This window comes from Pseudomonas sp. PS02288 (assembly GCF_029959715.1).
GTDB lineage: Bacteria > Pseudomonadota > Gammaproteobacteria > Pseudomonadales > Pseudomonadaceae > Pseudomonas_O > Pseudomonas_O kuykendallii.
Genome location: NZ_JASCPA010000002.1, coordinates 152,295 through 177,411 on the forward strand (window position 1 = coordinate 152,295; position 25,117 = coordinate 177,411).

Here is a 25,117-nt window from a genome sequence, read left to right on the forward strand (position 1 = left end):
AAAAGGCGCCGTATCGCTCTTCCGTTTTCAACGGGAGCGGCACGGCGCCTTTGTCGTAAGGGTGCGCAATCGTTTTTGATCACGCGCAGCGAGGACGGTGCAAGGCACACGCCAGGTTTGCCATCGGGTCGACGATGCGCTCGCAGACGGCGGTTTCATTGAGTTCGGCGCCCGCCGGCAGGTACTTCGGCGATCGCGCTGCGCACCGCGCCGCGGCCCCACAACGAGGCACGGTCGACGGCGCGGCCCGTCATTGGGGCAGATTCACCAACCGGGCTCGTCGCATCGGAAGGTCGCTGGCCGCGCCGCTCGAGCGGACGCAAGGGCGTGCCGTTCCTGGCCTGGAGGTTTTTTCGTGGCACGGAACACGGCCTCGAACGCCGTTCTGGCATGGCCGCTGCATCGGTGCATTCGCCGCAGCGTGCCGTCGAAGACCGCAACGCTCCGCCAGGCAGCCTGGCGAACGGCACCACAATTCATGTGAAGAACAGGCAAAGGCGCCCGCGGACCGAAAGGTCCCGGGCGCTTTTTTTTGCCTCCAGAAAACCGTATCGGTCGGGGTAACCCATGAACTCAGCCACCTCCTTCAATCCTGTGCAAACGCTGATCGTCATCGGCAACGGCATGGTCGGCCACCACTGCGTCGAGCAACTGGTCGCCATGGGTGCCCTGCAGCGCTACCGCATCCATGTGTTCGGCGAGGAAGGCCAGCGCGCCTACGACCGCGTGCACCTGTCCGAATACTTCGGCGGTCGCGATGCCGAGTCGCTGGCCATGAGCGACGCGGCGTTCTACCAGCAGCCGGGCCTGACGCTGCATCTGGGAACGCCGGTGCTGGAGATCGACCGCCAGCGCCGCGAAGTAATCACCGCCAACGCCTGCTTCCCCTACGACAAGCTGGTGCTGGCCACCGGCTCCTACCCGTTCGTGCCGCCCATCGAGGGCGCCGAGGGCAATTCGCGCCTGGTCTACCGCACCCTCGACGATCTGGACAGCATTCGTGCCGCCGCCAGCCAGGCGCGCCGTGGCGTGGTGGTTGGCGGTGGCCTGCTCGGCCTGGAAGCGGCCAACGCGCTGAAATCCCTCGACCTGGAAGCTCATGTCGTGGAGTTCGCCCCGCGCCTGATGCCGGTGCAGCTGGACGAGCATGGCGGCGCGGCGCTGAAGGCGCGCATCGAGGCGCTGGGCGTCGGCGTGCACCTGTCGCGCGCTACCCAGTCGATCACCGCCGGCGAGCAGTACCGCTACCGGATGAACTTCGCAGAGGGCGAGTTCCTGGAAACCGATCTGATCGTGTTCTCCGCCGGTATCCGCCCGCAGGACGCCCTCGCCCGCCAGTGCGGACTGGAACTCGGACCGCGCGGCGGCATCGCCGTCGACGAGCACTGCCGCAGCAGCGACGCCGATATCTACGCCATCGGCGAATGCGCCGCCTGGAACGGCAGCGTCTTCGGCCTGGTCGCGCCGGGCTACCGGATGGCGCGCAAGGCCGCCGCCGAACTCTGCGGGCAGCCGTGCGAGCCCTTCCTCGGTGCCGACATGTCGACCAAGCTCAAGCTGCTCGGCGTGGACGTCGGCTCCATTGGCGACGCCCACGGCGCCAGCGCCGGCTCGCGCAGCTACCGCTACATCGACGAAGCCACCGCCAGCTACCGCCGCCTGGTGGTTTCCGCCGACGGCAAGCAGGTACTCGGTGCGGTGCTGGTCGGCGACAACAGCTACTACGACACCCTTCTGCAATACGCGCAGAACGGCATCGCCCTGCCCGGCGACCCGGCCAGCCTGATCCTGCCGCGCGGCGAGTCCGCGCCGGCACTGGGCGTCGACGCGCTCCCCGCGACAGCGACTATTTGCTCCTGCCACAACGTCAGCAAGGGCGCGGTGTGCTGCCAGGTAGATGACGGCATCACCGACCTCGCCGAACTCAAGGCCGCGACCAAGGCCGGCACCGGTTGCGGCGGCTGCAGCGCCCTGCTCAAGCAGGTCTTCGAGCACGAACTGAGCACCCGCGGCGTAACCGTCGACAAGAGCCTCTGCGAGCACTTCGCCTTCACCCGCCAGGAGCTCTACGGCATCGTCCGCGTGGAGGGCATCGAGAATTTCGACACGCTGCTCGCCCGCCACGGTAAGGGCGAAGTCGGCTGCGACATCTGCAAGCCGGTGGTGGGCTCGATCCTCGCCTCTTGCTGGAATCGGCCGATCATGGAGCCTTCTCTCGTGCCGTTGCAGGACACCAACGACACCTTCATGGCCAACATGCAGAAGAACGGCACCTATTCGGTGGTGCCGCGCATTCCGGGCGGCGAGATCACCCCGGACGGGCTGATCGCCATCGGCGCGGTGGCTAAGAAATACGACCTCTACACCAAGATCACCGGCGGCCAGCGCATCGACCTGTTCGGCGCGCAGCTGCATGAACTGCCGGACATCTGGGGCGAACTGATCGCCGCCGGCTTCGAGACCGGCCACGCCTACGGCAAATCCACGCGCACAGTGAAGTCCTGCGTCGGCAGCACCTGGTGCCGCTACGGCGTGCAGGACAGCGTGAAGATGGCGCTGCGCATCGAGCACCGCTACAAGGGGCTGCGTTCGCCGCACAAGCTCAAGTTCGCGGTGTCCGGTTGCACCCGCGAGTGCGCCGAGGCGCAGAGCAAGGACATCGGCGTGATCGCCACCGAACACGGCTGGAACCTTTACGTCTGCGGCAACGGCGGCATGCGTCCGCGACATGCCGAGTTGTTCGCCACCGACCTCGACGACGAAACCCTGATCCGCACCATCGATCGCCTGCTGATGTTCTACATCCGCACCGCCGACAAGCTGCAGCGCACCTCGGTCTGGCGCGAATCGCTGGAGGGCGGGCTCGACTACCTCAAGGCCGTGGTCATCGACGACAGCCTGAGCCTGGCCGGCGAACTGGAGGCGCAGATGCAACTGGTGGTGGACCGTTACGAATGCGAATGGGCGAACGCCCTCGCCGACCCGGACAAGCTCAAGCGCTTCCGCACCTTCGTCAACGACCGCGGCGGCGACCCCGACATCCGCTTCGTCAAGGAGCGCGGCCAGCGCCGCCCGGCAGGCGCCAACGAACCCGAACTGATTCCCCTGACCGTGGAGAACGTCTGATGAACACTTCGAGAGAAACGCCCGCGGCGATGGGCGGCAACCACTGGCGGGAGGTCTGCGGCGAGCGCGACCTGGTCGCCGAGTCCGGCGTGGTGGTGCTGCTCGAGGGTCGGCAGATCGCGCTGTTCTACCTGCCGCAGCAGGCCGACCGGCCGCTCTATGCCCTCGACAACCGCGACCCGAAATCCTCCGCCAACGTGATTGGCCGCGGCATCGTCGGCCAGCTCGGTGGCGAACTGGTCATCGCCTCGCCGCTGTACAAGCAGCACTTCCGCCTGGAAGACGGCAGTTGCGTGGAGTATCCAGACCAACGCCTGCGCGCCTGGCCGGTGCGCTTGCGCGACGGCAAGGTGGAGGTGTTCGACGGGGAGTGAGGATGACGGCATCCGTAGCCCGACCTGGCACGGCGCTACCCTCCTGCGCTATCCACGCAAAAAGCCGGCCCGCGGTGCGACCGCTTTTTGCCCTTGAGCTTGCCTCCCGGCGGCGTGCCCATTAACCCGGCAATTGTCTGGTAAAGTCGCGGGCGCGCCACAGGGAAGCAGGAAGCATGGATAAGAAGTCGCTCTCCGAACGAGACATCTGCAGCAAATACATATCGCCAGCCATTCAGCAGGCCGGCTGGGATATGCACAAACAAGTGCGTGAAGAGGTCGGCTTCACCAAGGGCCGGATCATCGTACGGGGCAAGCTGCACAGCCGAGGCGAGTCCCGACGTGCCGACTACATCCTCTATCACCGCCCCAACCTGCCCATCGCCGTGATCGAGGCCAAGGACAACAAGCATTCGCTGGGCGCCGGCATGCAGCAGGCGCTTGGCTATGCCGAAGCGCTGGACGTGCCCTTCGTATTTTCCAGCAACGGCGATGGCTTTCTCTTCCATGACCGCAGCGGCACCGGCAGCCAGGTGGAAACCGCGCTGAGCCTCGACCAGTTCCCCAGCCCCGACCAGCTCTGGCAGCGCTATTGCCAGTGGAAGGGCCTGGATGCCCCGGCCAGGCAGAAAGTCGAGGCACCGTACTACGACGACGGTTCCGGGCACACCCCGCTATTACCAGATGAACGCCATTAACCGTACCGTCGAAGCGGTGGCCCGTGGGCAGGATCGCATCCTGCTGGTGATGGCAACCGGCACCGGAAAGACCTACACCGCCTTCCAGATCATCTGGCGTCTGTGGAAGTCCGGGCAGAAGAAACGCATTCTGTTCCTTGCCGACCGCAACATCCTGGTCGACCAGACCAAGACCAAGGACTTCAAACCCTTCGGCCCGGCGATGACCAAGATCGCCAAGCGGCAGATCGACAAGTCCTACGAGATATACCTGTCGCTGTACCAGGCCGTCACCGGCGCCGAAGAAGACAAGAACATCTACAAGCAGTTTTCCCGCGACTTCTTCGACCTCATCATCATCGACGAATGCCATCGCGGCAGCGCCGCCGCGGACTCGGCCTGGCGCGAGATCCTCGACTACTTTTCCAGCGCCACCCATATCGGCCTGACTGCCACACCCAAGGAAACCAAAGAGGTTTCCAGCAGCACCTACTTCGGCGAGCCGGTGTACAGCTACAGCCTCAAACAAGGCATCGAAGATGGCTTTCTCGCCCCTTACAAGGTGGTGCGCATCGACTTCGACAAGGATCTGCAAGGCTGGCGCCCGCCCAAGGGCATGCGCGACAAGAACGGCGAACTGATCGAAGACCGCATCTACGACCTCAAGGACATGGATCGCCAACTGGTCATCGAAGCGCGCACCTGGACGGTGGCGGCGAAGGTCAGCGAGTTCCTCAAGGCCACCGACCCGTACCAGAAGACCATCATCTTCTGCGACGACATCGACCACGCCGAGCGCATGCGCCAGGCTCTGGTCAACCTCAATCCCGAGCGCATCGCCGAGAACCGCAAGTACGTCATGCGCATCACCGGCGATGACCAGGAGGGCAAGGCCGAGCTGTACAACTTCATCGACCCCGAACTGCGCTACCCGGTCATCGCCACCACCAGCAAGCTGCTGACCACCGGGGTGGACGCCCAGACCTGCAAGCTAATCGTGCTCGACCAGCACATCAAGTCCATGACCGAGTTCAAGCAGATCATCGGCCGTGGCACGCGTATCAACGAGGATTACGGCAAGTACTGGTTCACCATCATGGACTTCAAGAAAGCCACCGAACTGTTCGCCGACCCGGCCTTCGACGGCGAGCCCGTGGTGATCTACAGCCCTGAAGGGGATGCGTCCCCCGTTCCGCCGGACAGCCCACTGGATGAAGAAGACGGCATCGTCGACGGTGGCGACTGGCTGCCCGAAGAAAACGAAGCCGACGGCGGCGAAGAGGCCAAGAAGCGCATCAAGTACGTGATCGACGGCGTGCCGATCTACGTCCTCGCCGAACGCGTGCAGTACTACGGGCCGGACGGCAAGCTGATCACCGAATCGCTGCGGGACTACACCCGCACCTGCGTGCAGAAACAGTTCGCCTCGCTCGATGACTTCCTGCGCCTGTGGAGCAGTGCCGAACAGAAGAAGGCCATCATCGACGAACTCGCCGCCCAGGGCGTGATGTGGGAAGCGCTGGCCGAAGAAGTCGAGGCCAAGCGCGGCCAGGCGCTCGACCCCTTCGACCTGATCTGCCACGTCGCCTTCGACCAGCCTCCGCTGACCCGCAAGGAGCGCGCCGAGCAGGTGAAGAAGCGCAACTACTTCGCCAGATACTCCGGCGCCGCCCGCCAGGTGCTGGAGGCCCTGCTCGACAAGTACGCCGATACCGGCATCGAGCATATCGAGGACATCCGCATTCTTCGCCTCGCGCCGTTCAGCCAGATCGGCGCACCCATGGAGCTGGTCGGGGCGTTTGGTGACCGTGCCGGTTACGACAAGGCTCTGCACGAGCTGGAAGCCGAGCTTTACGCAGGCTAGCCATACCCTTGTAGGCTGGGTTAGCCGCGCAGCGGCGTAACCCAGCAACGCCCAATCTCATTACAATCCCCCGCTTTTGCAGCACCTCTCGAGAAATCGTCATGTCCATCAGCTCAACCATCAAATCCATCCAGGACATCATGCGCAAGGACGTCGGCGTCGACGGCGACGCCCAGCGCATCGGCCAGCTCGTGTGGATGCTGTTCCTCAAGATCTTCGATGACCGCGAGCTGGAATGGGAGCTGATGGACGATAACTACCGCTCGCCAATCCCCGAGAGCTGCCGCTGGCGTACCTGGGCGGCCAACCCGGAAGGCATCACCGGTGAGGAGCTCAAGCAGTTCATCGACAACAACCTCTTCCCGCAACTGCAGAACCTCCACGAATACAGCACCACCCCGGCGGCCTATGTGGTGCGCGGTGTGTTCGAGGATGCCTACAACTACATGAAGTCCGGCCAGCTCATCCGCCAGGTGATCAACAAGATTCAGGAGGGCGTGGACTTCAACAAGGCGCGGGAGCGACACGAGTTCGGCAACCTTTACGAGCAACTGCTGCGCGATCTGCAGAACGCCGGCAACGCCGGCGAGTTCTACACCCCGCGCCCGGTCACCGAATTCATGGTGCGCATGGTCGACCCCAAGCTGCACGAGAAGGTCATGGACCCGGCCTGCGGCACCGGCGGCTTTCTTACCTGTGCCATCGATCACAAGCGCAATCGCTACGCGAACACCGCCGAGGACGAGCGCGTGCTGCAAGCCAGCATCTTCGGTGTGGAGAAAAAGCCGCTGCCGCACCTGCTGGCCACCACCAATATGATCCTGCACGGCATCGAGGTGCCCAGCCAGATCAGGCACGACAACACCCTGGCGCGCCCGCTGATCAGTTGGGGACCAGGCGAGCGCGTCGACTGCATCGTCGCCAACCCGCCGTTCGGCGGCATGGAAGAAGACGGCATCGAAAGCAACTTCCCCGCCGCCTTCCGCACCCGCGAAACCGCCGACCTGTTTCTGGTGTTGATCATGCACCTACTCAAGGACGGCGGCCGCGCCGCCGTGGTGCTGCCGGATGGCTTTCTGTTCGGCGAAGGCATCAAGAGCCGCATCAAGGAAAAGCTGCTCACCGAATGCAACCTGCACAGCATCGTTCGCCTGCCCAACGGCGTGTTCAACCCCTACACCGGAATCAAGACCAACCTGCTGTTCTTCACCAAGGGCACGCCGACCAAACAGGTGTGGTTCTACGAGCACCCGTACCCGGCCGGGGTAAAGAACTACTCCAAGACCCGCCCCATGCGCATCGAAGAATTCGCCATGGAGGAAGCCTGGTGGGGCAGCGAGGCCGACGGCTTTGCCGCGCGAGTGGAGAACGAATTCGCCTGGAAGGTCAGCCTGGACGAGATCAAGGCGCGCAACTGGAACCTGGACTGCAAGAACCCGCACGTCGGTGAGCAGATCAGCCACGACCCGGATGAGCTGCTGCGTAACTATGCCGCCCTGCAAGGTGAGATCGGCGAGCTGCGTGACCAGCTCAAGGCCGTGCTGGCCGAAGCGCTGGAACGCCAGTGAGCTCCTGGGGGGCACGAGCATGAACAGCGAAATTGCGATCTATGAAAGCGCCAACGGCCAGATTGCCGTCACCGTCGAGCACGACAGTGTCTGGCTGAAACAGGAACAACTGGCCGAGCTGTTTGGTCGTGACCGTACGGTGATCGGACGGCATATTCGCAACGTTTTCGCCGAGGGGGAGCTGGAGCGTGAAAGCAATGTGCAAAATCTGCACATTGCCGGTTCCGACAAGCCTGTGGCCTTTTACAACCTCGACGTGATCATCTCGCTGGGCTACCGGGTCAAATCGCGCGAGGGTACACGCTTCAGGCAATGGGCCAATCAGGTACTCAAGCAACACCTGACCCAAGGCTACAGCCTCAACCGCGAACGTTTCGAGGCCAACGCCCGCGAGCTGGAAGCGGCACTGGAGCTGGTGCGCAAGACGGCACGCGCGCCCGAGCTGGATAGCGAGGGTGGCCGTGGGCTGGTGGAAATCGTCAGCCGCTACACCCAGACCTTTCTCTGGCTACAGCGTTATGACGAAGGCCTGCTCAGCGAACCCGCCGGCAGCCCCGGCGGCGAATTGCCCAGCCTGGCTCGCGCGCGCCAGCACCTGCAGAGCCTGAAAGCCCAGTTGATGGCCCGCGGCGAAGCCAGCGACCTGTTCGCCCGCGAACGCGGCGACGGTCTTGGCGCCCTGCTCGGCAACCTGGAGCAGAGCGTGTTCGGCGAGCCGGCCTACCCCAGCCTGGAAAGCCGCGCCGCGCACCTGCTGTATTTCGTGGTCAAGAACCACCCCTTCGCCGACGGCAACAAGCGCAGCGGCGCCTACCTGTTCGTTGACTTCCTGCACCGTAACGGTCGCCTGCTCGACGCCCAGGGGCACCCGCTGATCAACGACACCGGCCTGGCCGCCCTCACCCTGCTGGTCGCCGAGTCCGCCCCGGCACAGAAAGACACCCTGATTCGCCTGATCATGAACATGCTCGCCCCGGAACCCCGCCCATGACCGCTTTGCTTACCGTTAACCTGCCACTGCTGGCCGGCGCGCCCAATGGCATCAAGAAACTGCGTGAGCTGATTCTGGAACTGGCGGTGCGCGGCAAGCTGGTGCCGCAGGATCCGAATGATGAGCCGGCTAGTGAGTTGCTCAAGCGCATTGCCGAGGAAAAGGCGCGGTTGGTCGCTGAGGGGAAGATCAAGAAGCAGAAGCCGCTGACTGGAAGAGATGACGAGGCTCCAACATTTGAGCTTCCAGCAGGATGGGCATGGGCTCGGCTATCTGATGTTGTGAACGTCCTTAATGGTCGGGCCTACAAAAAAGAAGAGCTGCTCGACGCTGGAACGCCCGTTCTTCGTGTTGGTAACTTGTTCACATCCAATAATTGGTACTACTCAAATCTAACTCTTGAAGAGGATAAGTACTGCAACCCTGGCGATCTGCTATTTGCATGGTCTGCCTCCTTTGGCCCCTTCATATGGCAGGGTGAACGCTCGATTTATCACTATCACATCTGGAAGCTCGACTTTTACGCTCAAGGTCAGCTCAGCAAGCATTACCTTTACAACTTCCTGCTGGAGCAAACGCAAGAGATCAAAGCCGCGGGGCATGGCGTTTCCATGGTTCACATGACCAAAGAGAAAATGGAAAAACTGGCAGTCCCTGTACCTCCGCTTGCCGAACAACACCGCATCGTCGCTAAAGTCGATGAACTGATGGCCCTGTGCGATCGGCTGGAAGCCCGGCAGACCAATGCCGATAGCGCACACGCTCAACTGGTGCAGGCGCTGCTGGACAGCCTGACCCAGGCCCGCGATGCCGAGGACTTTGCACAAAGCTGGCAGCGCCTGGCCGAACACTTCCACACCCTGTTCACCACCGAATCCAGCATCTACGCCCTCAAGCAAACCCTGCTGCAACTGGCGGTGATGGGCAAACTGGTGCCGCAAGATCCGAGCGATGAGCCGGCCAGTGAGTTACTGAGGCGGATTGCCGAGGAAAAGGCGACTTTGATTGCAGAAGGCAAAATCAGAAAGCAGAAGCAGCTTGCAGAGATCACTGAGGAAGAGAAGCTGTTTGAGCTAGCACCGGGGTGGGAGTGGAGCCGCTTGGGTGAGCAGGTGATTGAAAGTGGTGCTGGTTGGAGTCCTAGTTGCGAACCGAGGCCAAGGGAAAGAAACGACTGGGGGGTTCTGAAAGTCAGTGCCGTCTCATGGGGTGTTTACCGCCCCGAGGAAAACAAGGCGCTTCCAGTGAGTTTGGAAGCCCGACCCGAGCATGAGGTTGCAGAAGGCGATTTCCTAGTTTCCCGCGCCAACACTGCGGAGCTCGTAGCACGTAGTGTCGTGGTGGATTCGACACCGAGCCGTTTGATGCTAAGTGACAAGATCGTACGACTGAGGCTGACAAAACTTTGTGATGCCCATTATTTAAACTTAGTAAACAGTGCCACACATGCTCGCCAGTACTATGCCCGGGTAGCAGGAGGCACTAGCAGCTCCATGAAGAACGTTTCGCGCGAGCAGATCCTTAGCCTGCCAATTGCCGTGCCTCCTCTCCTGGAACAACACCGCATCGTCGCCAAGGTCGATCAGCTAATGTCGCTCTGCGACCAACTCAAAGCCCGCCTTAACCAGGCCCGCCAGGTGCATGAGCAACTAGCCTGTGCCCTGGTCGAGCAGGCCGTGGCCTAACCAACAGGAGTGCAGGGATGCCCATTCGCACGCAAATCTGGACGGTCGGCGCGCAGCCGGCGCCGCTGAAAACCGCCGTTCTGGCCAGCGAGCAGTTTCTTGAAGACATGATCGTCAGCGCCCCGGCGTTGCTCTCCGAGGACTGGCTGCTGATCGGCCGGCAGGAAAGCACCGGCCAGGGCGGGCGCATCGACCTGCTGGCGCTCGCGCCGGATGCCTCGCTGGTGCTGATCGAACTCAAGCGCGAGCGCACTCCGCGTGAGGTGGTGGCGCAGGCGCTGGACTATGCGGTGTGGGTCGAGCGCCTGCAGGCCAACGATATCGAGGCCATCTACCAGCGCTTCAAGCCCGGCGCCGACCTGGCGGCGGACTTCCAGGCGCGCTTCGGCGCGCCGCTGGAGGCCGAGGCGCTGAATCAGAACCTTCAGATCGTCATCGTCGCCGCCGAGCTGGATGCCAGCAGCGAGCGCATCGTCGGCTACCTGAGCGAGCGCGATATCGCCATCAACGTGCTGTGCTTCCAGGTATTCCACCTGGGTGAACAGGCCCTGATCAGTCGCAGCTGGCTGCTCGACCCCGTCGATGCCCCCCAGGCTGCCGGCGCCAGCAAGCCGGGCACGCCGAGCGAACCCTGGAATGGCGAGTACTACTGTTCCTTTGGCCACGGTGGGGCTCGCTCCTGGAGCGACGCCAGGGAACTGGGCTTCATCTGCGGCGGCGGTGGTAGCTGGTACAGCAACAGCTTGAAGATGCTCGCACCCGGCGACCGGGTTTGGGTCAACGTGCCTCAGCAGGGCTATGTGGGCGTAGCGCGGGTCACCGGTTACGCGACGCCGGCAGCGGAGTTCCTTGTCGATTACCAGGGTCGGGAAGTTCCCGTGTTGGAGCTGGCAAAAGGCGCGAGTTACCACAGCGAGTTCATCGACGACCCCGAACACAGCGAGTACTTCGTGTCGGTCGACTGGCTGCACAGCGTGCCGCTGGAACACGCGGTGAAAGAGGTCGGTCTGTTCGGTAACCAGAACACCATCTGCCGCCCGACCACGCCCAAGTGGCGCTGGACGGTGGACCGGCTCAAGGAACGTTTCGGCGTCGTCTGATCACACCGCCGACGCGGCCAATGCACCAAAGTGAAGTCCGGCGCACTACTTGGTGACAGAAAGCAGGAACACGCGAAGCCCGATCACCCCAGTGCTCAGCCGTGAAAGGGCCTGTTACGCGTCGACAACCTGAAAACTGCAGCGTTCTTGACGAGGAAATTCGCTCCATGGCCGGTTAGCTCCGATAAAACGAGTCCATGGCCCGGTCCTTGCTATCAATACAGCGCGGATGATCCCCATGGTCATCCACCTCCTGACAAAGGCGTCAGGGCATCCACCCGATAACGGGACGATGCTCTGGCGTTTTTTTTTGCGCCTGAAAAAGATGAGGGGATTCACGATGAACTCCAGTTTCCTGAAAGCCGGCCACACGCCGACGCTGTTCGCGGCCTTCCTGTATTTCGACCTGAGCTTCATGGTCTGGTACCTGCTCGGGCCGATGGCCGTGCAGATCGCCACCGACCTGCAACTGACCACCCAGCAGCGCTCGATGATGGTGGCCACGCCGATTCTCGCCGGGGCGGTGTTCCGCCTGATCCTCGGCTTTTTCGCCGACCGGACGTCGCCCAAGACCGCCGGGATCTTCGGCCAATGCGTGGTCATCGCCGCGCTGGCGGTGGCCTGGCTGGCGGGTGTGCACAGTTACGAGCAAACGCTGCTGCTCGGGCTGTTCCTCGGCTTTGCCGGCGCCTCCTTCGCCGTCGCGCTGCCGCTGGCGTCGCAGTGGTATCCACCGCAGCACCAGGGCAAGGCGATGGGCATCGCCGGTGCCGGCAACTCCGGCACGGTGTTCGCCGCGCTGTTCGCGCCGGCGCTGGCGAAGATGTTCGGCTGGAACGACGTGTTCGGCTTTGCCCTGATTCCGCTGGTGATCACCCTCGCGTTGTTCGTGCTCTGCGCCCGTAACGCCCCCCGGCGACCGGCACCGAAGCGGATGGCCGACTATGCTCGCGCCCTCGGCGACAAGGACAGCTGGTGGTTCATGTTCTTCTACAGCGTGACCTTCGGCGGCTTCCTCGGCCTGGCCAGCGCCCTGCCCGGCTACTTCCACGACCAGTACGGCCTCGACCCGGTGACCGCGGGTTACTACACCGCCGCCTGCGTGTTCGGCGGCAGCCTGTTCCGACCGCTGGGTGGCGCACTGGCCGACCGCATCGGCGGCATCCGCAGCCTGCTGGCGATGTACACCCTCGCCGCCATCTGCATCGCCGCGGTGGGCTTCCACATCGCCAGTTCGCTGGTGGCGCTGAGCCTGTTCGTGGTCGCGCTGCTGAGCCTCGGCGCGGGTAACGGCGCGGTGTTCCAGCTGGTGCCGCAGCGCTTTCATCGCGAGATCGGCGTGATGACCGGATTGATCGGGATGGCCGGCGGCATCGGCGGCTTCCTGCTGGTGTCCGGCCTCGGTGCGGTGAAGCAGGCCACCGGCGATTACCAGCTCGGCCTGTGGCTGTTCGCCAGCCTGGCGGTGGTTGCCTGGTTCGGCCTGTGCGGCGTCAAGCGCCGCTGGCGCACCACCTGGGGCTCCGCGGCCTCCACCGCAGCGCGCGTCTGAGCCCGCGCATGTCGCTCAAGCTCGTCATCGGCGAAGCCAGCGCCACCGGCCCGTGCGAGGAGAACCAGGACGCGTTGCGCAGCGTGCTGCCGGAACCCTCGCTGGCCGGCAGCAAAGGCTGCCTGTTCGCCCTGGCCGACGGCGTGAGCTACTGCGCCGACGGCCGCCTGGCGGCGCAATCCAGCGTTCAGGCCCTGACGCAGGACTACTACGCCACGCCGGAAACCTGGAGCGTGGCGCAGAGCCTGGAAAAACTGCTGCAGGCGCAGAACCGCTGGCTGCAGACCGCCGGCAACGGACAGCCACTGCTGACCACCCTGTCGGCGCTGGTGCTGCGCGGGCGGCGCTTCACCCTGGCGCATGTCGGCGATTGCCGGGCCTACTGCTGGCGCGACGGCGGACTGCGCCGGCTGAGCCAGGACCATGTCTGGCAACAACCGGGCATGCAGCATGTGCTGACCCGCGCCCTGGGCCTGGAAAGCCATCTTGTGGCCGACTTCAGCGAGGGCGAGCTGAACGTCGGCGACACCCTCCTGCTGCTCAGCGACGGCGTGTGGAGCACCCTGGGCGACGCCGGCGTGCGCAGCGTGCTGCAGGCCACCAACGACCCTCGCTCCGCCGCGCAGGCACTGGTGCATGCCGCGCACTGCGCCGGCAGCCAGGACAATGCCAGTGCGCTATTGATTTACGTGGAAGCGCTGCCGGAAAGCGACTGGCAGGACCAGGCCGCCAGTTGGCCACCGGCGCCGGTGCTCAAGCCGGGCCAGCGTTTCGAGGGCTGGCAGGTGCTGGCGCTGCTCAGTGAATCGCAGCAGTCGCGGCGCTATCGCGTGGCCGACGAGCAGGGCCGCCACTGGCTGCTGAAGACGCTGCCCGCGGCGCTGGCCGAGGATGGATCGGCCGCCCAGGCACTGATGATGGAGGAATGGTTGCAGCGCCGCGTGCCGGGCCGCGCCTTCGTCGAGATCCATCCGCTGCCCCGGCGTCGCCACCTTTACTACGTGCAGCGCGAGTACACCGGTCGCAGCCTCGCCGAGCAGCTCGAGGCGGACGGCCCCTTGCCGCTGGGCGAATGGCTGGATTGCGCGACGCGCCTGCTCCGCGCGGTCGGCCAGTTGCACCGGCGCAACATCCTGCACCGCGACATCAAGCCGGAGAACCTCCACCGTGGCGTGGACGGCGAGCTGCGCCTGCTGGATTTCGGCCTGGCCTATTGCCCCGGGCTGTCGCGCGACGGTGCCTACGGCCTGCCGGGCACGCCCAGCTACATCGCCCCGGAGTGCTATCACGGCGCCACGCCTGAGCCGCGCCAGGACCTGTTCGCCATCGGCGTCACGCTGCATCGGCTGCTCACCGGGCAGTTTCCCTATGGCGAGGTCGAGGCGTTCCAGGTTCCGCGCTTCCATTCGCCGCCGGTGAGTGCGGCCAGACGCCGGCCGGAACTGCCGGCCTGGCTCGACGCCTGGCTGGCGCGCTGCCTGGCCAGCGATCCGGCCGACCGTTTCGAAACCGCCGAAGAAGCCCTGCTGCAGCTGGAACAGGGCGAACGCCAGCCGCCAACCCTCGCGCGCCCGCTGTTGCAGCGCGAACCCCTGAAAACCTGGCGGGCGATCGCCGGGGTGTCGTTGTTGCTCAACCTGGCACTGATCCTCACCTGGCTCTATCGGCACTGAGACCGACCGCCAACCACCTGACGAGGTAGACCCATGAATGCGAAAGTCTGGCTGATCGGCGCCGGCCCCGGCGATCCGGAACTCCTCACCCTCAAGGCCGTGCGTGCCCTGGGCGAAGCCGAGGTGGTGCTGCTCGACGACCTGGTCAATCCGCAGGTCCTCGCGCACTGCCCGCAGGCGCGCGTCCTGCGCGTAGGCAAGCGCGGCGGATGCCGCTCCACTCCGCAGGCATTCATCCAGCGCCTGATGTTGCGCTACGCCCGCCAGGGCCGCTGCGTGGCACGCCTGAAGGGCGGCGACCCGTGCATCTTCGGCCGTGGCGGCGAAGAAGCGGCATGGCTGGCCGGGCACGGCGTCGCCTGCGAAATCGTCAACGGCATCACCGCCGGGCTGGCCGCCGCCACCCAGTGCGGCATCCCGCTTACCCTGCGCGGCGTGGCTCGCGGAGTGACGCTGGTCACGGCGCATACCGAGGACGGCGCCAGCCCCGACTGGTCGGCCCTGGCGCGCAGCGGCACGACGCTGGTGGTCTACATGGGCGTGGCCAAGCTGGGCGAAACCCGCAATCATCTTCTGGCCGGAGGCCTCCCCGCCGACACCCCGGTGGCGATGATCGAGCAGGCCTCGCTGCCGGGCCAGCGCGAGTGCCGCTCCACGCTCTCGCGCATGCAACGGGACGCCGCGGACTTCGCCCTGCAAAGCCCTGCCGTGCTGGTGATCGGCGAAGTAGCGGCATGCCACGTGCATCAGTTCGCCGGTGCCTCCATGCGCGACCATGGAGCGGCCGCGATCCTTTGAAGGAGCAAGACCATGACCGACGACAGCATGCCCGCCGCCCTGCGCTTCATGCTCGCCGCCCGCCGCTGCGAACTGCAGAGCCTGGAAAGCCTGGCCGTCACCTGCGAACTGGTGACGCTGATCAGCCAACTGGTGCATGCGCTGCAGAAGGAGCGCGGCTACTCGAACATGTACCTGGGCAACGTTCAGGAGCGCCTGCTGACGACCCTCGAGCGCCTCAGCGACGAGTCCCGACATAGCGAGAAGCAGCTGCGCGACTGCCTGGAGCAGCTCGATCTCGGCGGCTCGGCGGATAACGCGCGGCTGCTCAACCGGATCGCCTTCGTGCTCTACAGCCTCGACGACCTGCCGCGCCTGCGCCGCCGCGTCCGCGAACAGCGGGTGACCTCCAGCGAAGCGATGACGGGCTTCACGCGCCTGATCGGTGGCCTGCTCGCCGTGGTCTTCGAGGCCGCCGACACCGCCCTCGACCCCGAGCTCACCCGCGCCCTGGTGGCGATGTTCAACTTCATGCAGGGCAAGGAACTCGCCGGCCAGGAACGCGCGACCGGCGTCGCCGGGTTCGCCGCCGGCTACCTCGACGACGCGCAGCACGAACGAATGCGCCACCTGCTCGAAGGCCAGCAGCGCTGCTTCGACATCTTCCGCGAGTATGCCAATGCCTCCGCGCTGGCGGCCTGGGAAGATCTCCTGGCGGGCGACATGGAGGCCCAATTGCGTTCGCTGCGCGGGGTCGCGCAACGCACGGCGGAGAACGCGACGGTGGACGCCGATCTCGGCGAGCTGTGGTTCGACGTCTGCACCCGGCGCATCGATGCGATGAAACAGGTCGAGAACCTGCTGGCCCGGGACCTGCTGCAACGCTGCCGGCAAAGCATCGCCGACGCCAGCGCCGATCTCGACAACCACCGCGCGCTGCTCAAGCGCCTGGTCGGGAATGCGGCGAACACCCAGCCGGTGCTGTTCAACGTCCAGGGCACCGCGCTCGACGGCGCGCCGCAGGACGGTATCGGTAGCCAGCTGAACCGCTCGATCCTCGACCTGGTTCACGAACAGACGCAGCGCCTGCAAGCATTGGGCGAGGAATTGAAGGACGCGCGCAGCACCCTCAGCGAGCGCAAGCGCGTCGATCAGGCGAAAAACCTGCTGATGAAACGCTATCAACTGAGCGAGCAGGCCGCCCACGAGCAACTGCTGCGCACGGCGATGGACAGCGGCAAACGCCTGGCCGAGGTGGCCGACCAGGTGATGACCCACCTGCGCAAGGAAGCTGCCAACCCGGCACGGGGTTGAACGGATTGGCGAATGCCTGATCGATCAGGCCGGCACGCCGCTGTGGAAGCGGAACTCGCTGTCCGGGCTCTGGATCAGCTCGGCTTCCGCCGCCCTCACCCGCTCGACCGTCTGCTCGACATCCGCGGCGTCGCCGTACTGGTAGGCGAAGCGCAGGTAGTTCTGGAAATGCCGGCCCTCGGACTTCAGCAGCCCGTAGTAGAACTTGCCCAGCTCCTCGTCCAGATGCGGAACCAGCGCGGCGAAGCGCTCGCAGCTGCGCGCTTCGATGAAGGCGCCCACCACCAGCGTGTCCACCAGCTTCTGCGGCTCATGGCTGCGCACCGTGCTGCGCAGGCCGGAGGCGTAGCGGCTGGCGGAAACCGGGCGCAGGCCGATTCTGCGCTTCTTCAGCAGGCGCAGGACCTGCTCGTGGTGCACCAGCTCCTCGCGGGCCAGGCGGGACATATAGTTGATCAGGTCGACATGCGCGTTGTAGCGGGCGATCAGGCTGAGCGCCGTGGACGCGGCCTTGAACTCGCAGTTCTTGTGATCCAGCAGCATCACGTCCTGCTGCTGCAACGCGGCGGCGATCCAGGCGTCCGGCGTGCTGCAGCCGAGGAATTCACCGATCTCAGGCAGCATGCGCGCGCTCCCCATGAAGCGGAAGGTGAACGGCGGAACGCGGGGAGACGGTGTGGAAAGGCATGGCGGCTCGGGTCGATATCGCGAAGCGCAGCATTATACGAATGCACCGTCGCAGGGCCAGCCTGGCGCGGTTGATATGCATCAAGCGCGGCGCCGGACCCTGCGTCTACAGTCATTCGGGTCGAAACAGGCAACGAGGGACAGCACCATGCACGCCATCCGCAGCATCCTGGTGGTCATACAGCCCGATCAGACCGACGACCTGGCGCTCAAGCGCGCCCGCCTCATCGCCGGCGTAACCCAATCGCACCTGCATCTGCTGGTCTGCGACAACAAGCGCCAGCACGCCAGCTACCTCAACGAACGGGTCAGCGAACTGGAACGCGACGGTTACAGCGCCAGCGCGCAGCAGGCCTGGCAAGAGAGTCCGCACCAGACGGTGATCAACGCCCAGCAGGCCGAAGGCTGCGGGCTGGTGATCAAGCAGCACGTGGCGGAAAGCGCCCTCAAGCGCCTGCTGCTGACGCCGGATGACTGGAAACTGCTGCGTTACTGCCCTGCCCCGGTGCTGATGGTGAAAACCGACAGGCTCTGGACCGGCGGCAAGGTGCTCGCCGCCGTCGATGTCGGCAACGCGGACAGCGAGCACCGCACGCTGCACGCCAGCATCGTCAGTCATGCCTACGACATCGCCGAGCTGGCCAATGCCTCGCTGCACGTCGTCAGCGCCCATCCGGCGGCGATGCTTGCTTCTGCCGATCCGACCTTCCAGCTCAGCGAGACCATCGAGGCGCGCTACCGGGAGGCGTGCGCGGTGTTCCAGACGGAGTACGACGTGCCGGCGGATCGCCTGCACGTCTGCGAAGGCCCGGCCGACGTGGTGATTCCCCAGGTGGCGGACCAGTTGCACGCCGCCGTCACGGTGCTCGGCACGGTGGGGCGCAGCGGGTTTTCCGGAGCGCTGATCGGCAATACCGCCGAAGTGGTGCTGGATTCGCTGGACAGCGACGTGCTGGTGTTGAAGCCGGACGACATCATCGACCACCTCGAGGAACTCGTCGCCCAGCGCTGAACGATGCCCATGAAAAAGCCGCCTGCGGGCGGCTTTTTCGTTACGCAGCGTCGCGTCAGGGAAAGCGCTGCTCGACGCCTTCGCGGAGGAATTTCGGGGCGATGTAGCGCTCGTAGTGCGCCTCGGACAGGATGAAGAACTCGCGGTCGATGGCGTCGCGCAGGTCCGGCAGCGTCCAGCCGCGAAACTCCGGCATCAGCACCACGCCATAGGCATCCAGTTGGCTGATCACCCGCGCGCCGCGCGCGATCAACTGGTAGGCCCAGCAGTACGGCGACTGTTCGGGGACGAAGCGGATCTGCCGCTGTTCGAGCTGCTGGCGCAGGCGCGAGGTATCGAACACCTCCAGCTTGGCCTGCATGACCTGATCGAGAAGCACCTCGAGACGCGCCCACACCGCGCGGCGCTCGTCGTCGTTATAGGCGTTCCAGTTGACCACTTCATGGTGGAAGCGCTTGCAGCCTCGGCAGACCAGATCGCCGTAGACGGTGGAGCAGAGACCGACGCAGGGCGTCTTGATGCGCTGATTGGACATGGTGAACAACGAAAGGCGGGCGGCGAAACAGGCCGGCATCTTAGCCCTTTGTCTAACACCGGTCACCCCACCCGACTGCCGGTCCGCGGCTTAACTTCGCACCCGTTTTCCGGTAGGATGAGCTCCGCCGTTTTCGGCGCCAATGTCCGTTCGAAGCTGTTTTCAAAGCGTCACGAGCACAGTAACTCCCGTCAGGACGATTCGTTGGCGCAGGCATGTCGACCCGCTCGACCTGCAATGCGCCAGCCCTCATCAAGCCCGATCCTGCGGCGTAAAACTTTGAAAACAGCTTCTGGATGGAAACCGACGGACCCTGGCCCACCCGCCCAAGAAGCGGAGAAGCGCATGCGTAAGTCGGTTTCCACTATGTGTCCTCCGGGACCACTGATGAGGGTAAAACTGTGCTTGAAGCCTACCGCAAACACGTACAAGAGCGTGCCGCCCAGGGTATCGTGCCCCAGCCGCTGAACGCCGAGCAGACCGCAGGCCTGGTCGAGCTGTTGAAGAACCCGCCCGCCGGCGAAGAAGAATTCCTCCTCGATCTGCTCACCAACCGCGTACCGCCGGGCGTCGACGAAGCCGCCTACGTCAAGGCCGGTTTCCTTTCCGCGCTGGCCAAGGGCGAAGCCACTTCCCCGCTGATCGACAAGAAGCGTGCGATCGAACTGCTCGGCACCATGCAGGGCGGCTACAACATCGTCACCATGGTCGAGATGCTCGACGACGCCGAACTGGCAGCCACCGCCGCCGAACAGCTGAAGCACACCCTGCTGATGTTCGACGCGTTCCACGACGTGGCCGAGAAGGCCAAGAGCGGCAACGCCGCCGCCAAGGAAGTGCTGCAATCCTGGGCCGACGGCGAGTGGTTCACCAAGAAGCCGGCGATCGCCGAGAAATACAGCCTGACCGTGTTCAAGGTCACCGGCGAAACCAACACCGATGACCTGTCGCCGGCGCCTGACGCCTGGTCGCGCCCGGACATCCCGCTGCACGCACTGGCCATGCTGAAAATGGCCCGCGACGGCATCGTTCCCGACCAGCCGGGCTCCATCGGCCCGCTGAAGCAGATCGAGGAAATCCGCGCCAAGGGCTTCCCGGTCGCCTACGTGGGTGACGTGGTCGGTACCGGTTCCTCGCGCAAATCCGCCACCAACTCGGTGCTGTGGTTCTTCGGCGACGACATCCCCTACGTGCCGAACAAGCGCGCCGGCGGTTTCTGCTTCGGCTCGAAGATCGCGCCGATCTTCTACAACACCATGGAAGACGCAGGCGCCCTGCCGATCGAGTTCGACGTGTCGAACATCAACATGGGCGACGTGATCGACGTCTATCCGCATGCCGGCAAGGTCTGCAAGCACGGCACCGACGAAGTCATCACCACCTTCGAACTGAAGACCCCGGTGCTGCTCGACGAAGTTCGCGCTGGCGGCCGTATCCCGCTGATCGTCGGCCGTGGCCTGACTGACAAGGCTCGCGCCGAGCTGGGCCTGCCCGCCGCCGACCTGTTCAAGAAGCCCGACCAGCCCGTTGCCAGCACCAAGGGCTTCACCCTGGCGCAGAAGATGGTCGGCAAGGCGTGCGGCGTCGAGGGCGTGCGCCCCGGCACCTACTGCGAACCGAAGATGACCACCGTCGGCTCGCAGGACACCACCGGCCCGATGACCCGTGACGAACTGAAGGACCTGGCCTGCCTGGGCTTCTCCGCCGACCTGGTGATGCAGTCCTTCTGCCACACCGCGGCCTATCCGAAGCCGATCGACGTCACCACCCACCACACGCTGCCGGACTTCATCCGCAACCGTGGCGGCGTGTCGCTGCGTCCGGGTGACGGCATCATCCACAGCTGGCTGAACCGCATGCTGCTGCCCGACACCGTCGGCACCGGTGGCGACTCGCACACCCGCTTCCCGATCGGCATCTCCTTCCCGGCCGGTTCCGGCCTGGTGGCGTTCGCCGCCGCCACTGGCGTAATGCCGCTGGACATGCCGGAATCCGTGCTGGTGCGCTTCAAGGGCAAGATGCAGCCTGGCATCACCCTGCGCGACCTGGTTCACGCGATTCCCTACTACGCGATCCAGAAAGGCCTGCTGACCGTCGAGAAGAAAAGCAAGAAGAACATCTTCTCTGGCCGCATCCTCGAGATCGAAGGCCTCAACGAGCTGACCGTCGAGCAGGCGTTCGAGCTGTCCGACGCCTCGGCCGAGCGCTCGGCGGCCGGTTGCACCATCAAGCTGCCGGAAGGCGCCATCGCTGAATACCTGAACTCCAACATCACCCTGCTGCGCTGGATGATCGGTGAAGGTTACGGTGACGCCCGCACCCTGGAGCGCCGCGCCAAGGCAATGGAAGCCTGGTTGGCCGATCCGAAGCTGATGGAAGCCGATGCCGACGCCGAGTACGCCGAAGTCATCGAAATCGATCTGGCGGAAGTCAAGGAGCCGGTGCTCTGCGCGCCGAACGACCCGGATGACGCGCGTCTGCTGTCCACCGTCGCCGGTGAGAAGATCGACGAAGTGTTCATCGGTTCGTGCATGACCAACATCGGTCACTTCCGCGCCGCCGGGAAACTGCTGGACAAGGTCAAGGGCTCGATTCCGACCCGCCTGTGGCTGTCGCCGCCGACCAAGATGGACCAGCACCAGCTGACCGAGGAAGGCTACTACGGCATCTACGGCAAGGCCGGTGCACGCATGGAAATGCCCGGCTGCTCGCTGTGCATGGGCAACCAGGCACGTGTGGCGTCGAACTCCACCGTGGTCTCCACCTCCACGCGTAACTTCCCGAACCGCCTGGGCGACGGTGCCAACGTGTACCTGGCCTCCGCCGAACTGGCAGCGGTCGCGTCGATCCTCGGCAAGCTGCCGACCGTCGAGGAGTACATGGGCTACGCGGCGAACATCGACAGCATGGCTGCCGACGTCTACCGCTACCTGTCCTTCGACCAGATCGCCGAGTACAAGGAAGCGGCTGCCAGCGCCAATATCCCGGTCGTTCAGGCCTGATAGCGACGCAGCAGCAAGGAAGGAGCCCCGCCCAGTGCGGGGCTTTTTCTTTTCTTGGGGAGCATCCGTTGCTCAGGCTTGTCAGAGCCAGAGAACGCCTTTGGCGAATCACGATCTCGTAAGGAGCTACAGCATGAAACAGTGGATTTTTGCCGTCTTCTGCGTACTCGGTCTGGCCGGTTGCGCGCACGACTACATCATCGCCACCAACGACGGGCAGATGCTCAGCAGCGACAGCAAGCCGGAGCTGGACGAAGACACCGGCCTGCTGGAGTTCGAGGACAGCGACGGTCGCAAGCAGCAGATCCCGCAATCGCAGGTCAAGCAGGTGATGGAACGCTGAGTTCCAGGCCAGCCGAGGCCCCGCCCCGGCGGGGCTTTTTTATGCCAAAGATTTGAAGCGAAGCGCCGCGCTGCCTGCCGACGCAGCTGCCAAGCGGATGGCGCTGGCCAAATCACAGTGAAAAAAGCTCTAAGGGTACTGAGGCTTTGGCACGCTCCTGCGCCCGAAGAATGCCTGGCCCACAGCGCTGCGCCTTCAGCACCTGCTGCAACAGCGCATGGGACGCCTGTACACGAGCCTCAAGGGGCACGTTGCGGTTGGCCAGCATCACCACGCCGATGCGCTCGTCCGGCACGAAGGCCACGTAGCCGCCAAAGCCATTGGTCGAGCCGGTCTTGCCGAACAGCACGCCCTGCTCGTTTGTTTCCCGCTTCGGCAGTCGAGTCGCAGGCTGCGCTTCCAAGGCCATGGACGGCGCGTTACCGGCCAGCAGTCGCTCGCGGGAAAGCGGCCAGGGGTAGCGCTCCCAGACCATCGCCTGGGTGAAGTTCTGGGTACGCGTCACGCCCTGATGGGTCGTCTCGATGGCCGCCGCCAGCGGCGCCGGCACGCTTGCCCCGCCCAGGTTTATATCGATGAAACGCAGCATGTCGTCAACGTTGGATTTCACGCCGTAGGCCTCGGCATCGAGGACACCCGGGCTCACGCGAATGGCCCTGTTGTCCTGCCGCGCGTAGCCGTAGGCGTAATCCGGCATCCAAGCGGCCGGCACCTGAACGTAGCTGTGATTCAGCGCCAGCGGCGCGAGCACCTGATCATGCAGCGCCTGGGCGTAGGGCTGGCCGAACGCCTGGGCGGAAATACGCCCCAGCAGGCCGATGCTGACGTTGGAGTAGGACCGCTCGTGACCGGCGCCCGGCGTGGGTTTCCACTGCCGCAGCCAGTTCATCAGGCCGTTCTCATCCTTGACCTGATCCGGCACCTGCAGGGGCATGCCACTGCTCTGGTGCGTGGCCAGGTCCATCAGGCTCAGCGCCCCGGCCGGGCTGCCGTCGAGCGGCTTCAGATGCGCGCCAACTCGGTCATCGAGCGACAACAGCGCGCGTTCCTGGGCCAGCGCCGCCAGGGTGACGTTGAAGGTCTTGCTCAGCGAGCCCAGTTCGAACAGCGTCTGGCGGGACACCGCTGTCTTCGCTTCGCGGTTCGCTAGCCCCTTGGTGAACACATAGTGCCTGCCCTGCCAGGTCACGCCGACCGCCAGGCCGGGTATGTCGTACTGCGCCATCAGCGGCGCGAAGAGCGTGTCGGTCTCGGTCTGGAACTGCGCTTCAGACATGGCCGCCGCCGGCAGCGTCACGGAAAGGCTGGCGGCAAAAAGGCCCAGGGCGATGGGGCGCCGAGTCATCGGATAAGGTTCTCTCTCGTTGTGCAGGACGACACCGACCTGGGCGCCCGAATAAGCGTTGCTGTTCGAGTCGCCGGAAAGCCTATCGTTTCGTGGCAGCCAGCAACCGCTATGCCGCGCATCGAGACGCTCGACAAAGCCTGCGCCGGGCCTTATTGTCCGGCCTGGCCACCGCAGTGGCCGACGTCGCTCGGACGGTTCCGGGCGCTCACGTTTTCGAGGCAAGCATGACTGAAGTCCGCACCGCGCGCCGCTTCGCGCGTATCGATCGTCTCCCCCCCTACGTTTTCAACATCACCGCCGAGCTGAAGATGGCCGCGCGCCGTCGTGGCGAGGACATCATCGACCTGTCGATGGGCAACCCCGATGGGCCGACCCCGCCGCATATCGTCGAGAAGCTCTGCAGTGTCGCCCAGCGCGAAGACACCCATGGCTATTCCACCTCGCGAGGCATTCCGCGCCTGCGCCGGGCGATCTCGCGCTGGTATGCCGACCGCTATCAGGTGGAAATCGACCCGGAAGACGAGGCCATCGTCACCATCGGCTCGAAAGAAGGCCTGGCGCACCTGATGCTCGCCACGCTGGACCATGGCGATACGGTGCTGGTGCCCAACCCCAGCTACCCGATCCACATCTACGGCGCGGTGATCGCCGGCGCCCAGGTGCGCTCCGTTCCGCTGGTGCCGGGCATCGACTTTTTCACCGAACTGGAACGGGCGATCCGCGAATCGATCCCCAAGCCGAAGATGATGATCCTCGGTTTCCCCTCCAACCCGACCGCGCAGTGCGTCGAGCTGGATTTCTTCGAGCGCGTGGTCGCGCTGGCCAAACAGTACGACGTGCTGGTGGTGCACGACCTGGCCTACGCCGACATCGTCTACGACGGCTGGAAGGCGCCCTCGATCATGCAGGTGCCCGGCGCCAAGGACATCGCCGTGGAGTTCTTCACCCTGTCCAAAAGCTACAACATGGCCGGCTGGCGAATCGGCTTCATGGTCGGCAACAAGCAGTTGGTGAACGCCCTGGCGCGGATCAAGAGCTATCACGACTACGGTACCTTCACCCCGCTGCAGGTCGCCGCGATTGCCGCCCTGGAAGGCGACCAGCAGTGCGTGCGCGATATCGCCGAGCAATACCGCCAGCGTCGCAACGTGCTGGTCAAGGGCCTGCACGAGGCCGGCTGGATGGTCGAGAATCCCAAGGCGTCGATGTACGTCTGGGCGAAGATTCCCGACGCCTACGCGGCGCTCGGCTCGCTGGAATTCGCCAAGAAGCTGCTCACCGATGCCAAGGTCTGCGTCTCGCCGGGCGTCGGCTTTGGCGACTACGGTGACGATCACGTGCGCTTCGCCCTGATCGAGAACCAGGACCGGATCCGCCAGGCGGTGCGCGGTATCAAGCACATGTTCCGCGCCGACGGCCTGATCGGCTCGGCCAAATCGCATACCTCCGAAAGCTGAAGCCGTCTGCTCCCGGCCTCGCCCGAGGCCGG

At 64.6% G+C, this 25,117-nt stretch carries 17 protein-coding genes and 1 pseudogene; 15 read left to right on the forward strand and 3 right to left on the reverse strand.

What is annotated here, in order from left to right:
* Positions 1–567: 567 nt before the first annotated feature.
* The 11 genes and pseudogenes from nirB to QMX85_RS02295 all read left to right on the forward strand — a co-directional run bounded on the left by nirB (position 568) and on the right by QMX85_RS02295 (position 16,701).
* On the forward strand, positions 568–3,126 hold the full coding sequence (gene nirB / locus QMX85_RS02245; protein WP_282338541.1) for a nitrite reductase large subunit NirB: 2,559 nt from the start codon (positions 568–570) through the stop codon (positions 3,124–3,126).
* Positions 3,126–3,500 carry a nitrite reductase small subunit NirD gene (gene nirD, locus QMX85_RS02250; protein ID WP_282338542.1) on the forward strand — a complete coding sequence of 125 codons (375 nt, stop codon included), beginning with the start codon at positions 3,126–3,128 and terminating at the stop codon, positions 3,498–3,500. The genes nirB and nirD overlap by 1 nt, the downstream gene beginning before the upstream one ends.
* Positions 3,501–3,676: 176 nt before the next feature.
* A pseudogene (locus tag QMX85_RS02255) lies at positions 3,677–6,041 on the forward strand (DEAD/DEAH box helicase family protein).
* A gap of 101 nt (positions 6,042–6,142) precedes the next feature.
* A complete protein-coding gene (locus QMX85_RS02260; protein WP_282338543.1) occupies positions 6,143–7,609 on the forward strand; it encodes a class I SAM-dependent DNA methyltransferase in 1,467 nt (488 codons plus the stop codon).
* Positions 7,610–7,628: 19 nt separating this feature from the next.
* Positions 7,629–8,600, forward strand: coding sequence for a RhuM family protein (rhuM, locus tag QMX85_RS02265; RefSeq protein WP_282338544.1), 972 nt, complete (start codon positions 7,629–7,631; stop codon positions 8,598–8,600).
* Positions 8,597–10,285 carry a restriction endonuclease subunit S gene (locus tag QMX85_RS02270; protein WP_282338546.1) on the forward strand — a complete coding sequence of 563 codons (1,689 nt, stop codon included), beginning with the start codon at positions 8,597–8,599 and terminating at the stop codon, positions 10,283–10,285. The genes rhuM and QMX85_RS02270 overlap by 4 nt, the downstream gene beginning before the upstream one ends.
* 17 nt (positions 10,286–10,302) lie before the next feature.
* Complete coding sequence (locus QMX85_RS02275; RefSeq protein WP_282338548.1) at positions 10,303–11,385, forward strand: endonuclease NucS domain-containing protein; 1,083 nt, start codon at positions 10,303–10,305, stop codon at positions 11,383–11,385.
* Between the two features lie 340 nt (positions 11,386–11,725).
* Positions 11,726–12,937 carry a nitrate/nitrite transporter gene (locus QMX85_RS02280; protein WP_282338550.1) on the forward strand — a complete coding sequence of 404 codons (1,212 nt, stop codon included), beginning with the start codon at positions 11,726–11,728 and terminating at the stop codon, positions 12,935–12,937.
* Positions 12,938–12,945: 8 nt separating this feature from the next.
* Complete coding sequence (locus tag QMX85_RS02285; protein WP_282338552.1) at positions 12,946–14,610, forward strand: bifunctional protein-serine/threonine kinase/phosphatase; 1,665 nt, start codon at positions 12,946–12,948, stop codon at positions 14,608–14,610.
* A gap of 33 nt (positions 14,611–14,643) precedes the next feature.
* A complete protein-coding gene (gene cobA / locus QMX85_RS02290; RefSeq protein ID WP_282338553.1) occupies positions 14,644–15,408 on the forward strand; it encodes a uroporphyrinogen-III C-methyltransferase in 765 nt (254 codons plus the stop codon).
* 12 nt (positions 15,409–15,420) lie between these two features.
* On the forward strand, positions 15,421–16,701 hold the full coding sequence (locus QMX85_RS02295; protein WP_282338555.1) for a nitrate regulatory protein: 1,281 nt from the start codon (positions 15,421–15,423) through the stop codon (positions 16,699–16,701).
* A 24-nt stretch (positions 16,702–16,725) separates the two neighbouring features.
* Here QMX85_RS02295 and miaE read toward each other — a convergent pair whose 3' ends face one another.
* Positions 16,726–17,325: a tRNA isopentenyl-2-thiomethyl-A-37 hydroxylase MiaE gene (miaE, locus tag QMX85_RS02300; RefSeq protein ID WP_282338557.1), complete on the reverse strand. Its 600-nt coding sequence runs from the start codon at positions 17,323–17,325 to the stop codon at positions 16,726–16,728.
* 211 nt (positions 17,326–17,536) lie between these two features.
* On the opposite strand from miaE, the gene QMX85_RS02305 reads away from it, so the two are divergent.
* A complete protein-coding gene (locus QMX85_RS02305; RefSeq protein ID WP_282338559.1) occupies positions 17,537–18,400 on the forward strand; it encodes a universal stress protein in 864 nt (287 codons plus the stop codon).
* 55 nt (positions 18,401–18,455) lie between these two features.
* On the opposite strand, the gene QMX85_RS02310 is transcribed toward QMX85_RS02305, so the two are convergent.
* Positions 18,456–18,935 carry a DUF1289 domain-containing protein gene (locus tag QMX85_RS02310; protein ID WP_282338562.1) on the reverse strand — a complete coding sequence of 160 codons (480 nt, stop codon included), beginning with the start codon at positions 18,933–18,935 and terminating at the stop codon, positions 18,456–18,458.
* Between the two features lie 401 nt (positions 18,936–19,336).
* On the opposite strand from QMX85_RS02310, the gene acnB reads away from it, so the two are divergent.
* Together acnB and QMX85_RS02320 are read left to right on the forward strand one after the other, a co-directional pair.
* Positions 19,337–21,937 carry a bifunctional aconitate hydratase 2/2-methylisocitrate dehydratase gene (gene acnB / locus QMX85_RS02315; protein ID WP_282338564.1) on the forward strand — a complete coding sequence of 867 codons (2,601 nt, stop codon included), beginning with the start codon at positions 19,337–19,339 and terminating at the stop codon, positions 21,935–21,937.
* A gap of 133 nt (positions 21,938–22,070) precedes the next feature.
* Entirely contained in the window at positions 22,071–22,280 is a 210-nt protein-coding gene (locus QMX85_RS02320) for a YgdI/YgdR family lipoprotein (protein WP_090230619.1), read from the forward strand.
* Between the two features lie 112 nt (positions 22,281–22,392).
* On the opposite strand, the gene ampC is transcribed toward QMX85_RS02320, so the two are convergent.
* On the reverse strand, positions 22,393–23,625 hold the full coding sequence (gene ampC, locus QMX85_RS02325; protein WP_282338568.1) for a class C beta-lactamase: 1,233 nt from the start codon (positions 23,623–23,625) through the stop codon (positions 22,393–22,395).
* 227 nt (positions 23,626–23,852) lie between these two features.
* Here ampC and alaC point away from each other — a divergent pair, with 227 nt between their 5' ends.
* Positions 23,853–25,085 carry an alanine transaminase gene (alaC, locus tag QMX85_RS02330; RefSeq protein WP_282338569.1) on the forward strand — a complete coding sequence of 411 codons (1,233 nt, stop codon included), beginning with the start codon at positions 23,853–23,855 and terminating at the stop codon, positions 25,083–25,085.
* Positions 25,086–25,117 lie beyond the last annotated feature (32 nt).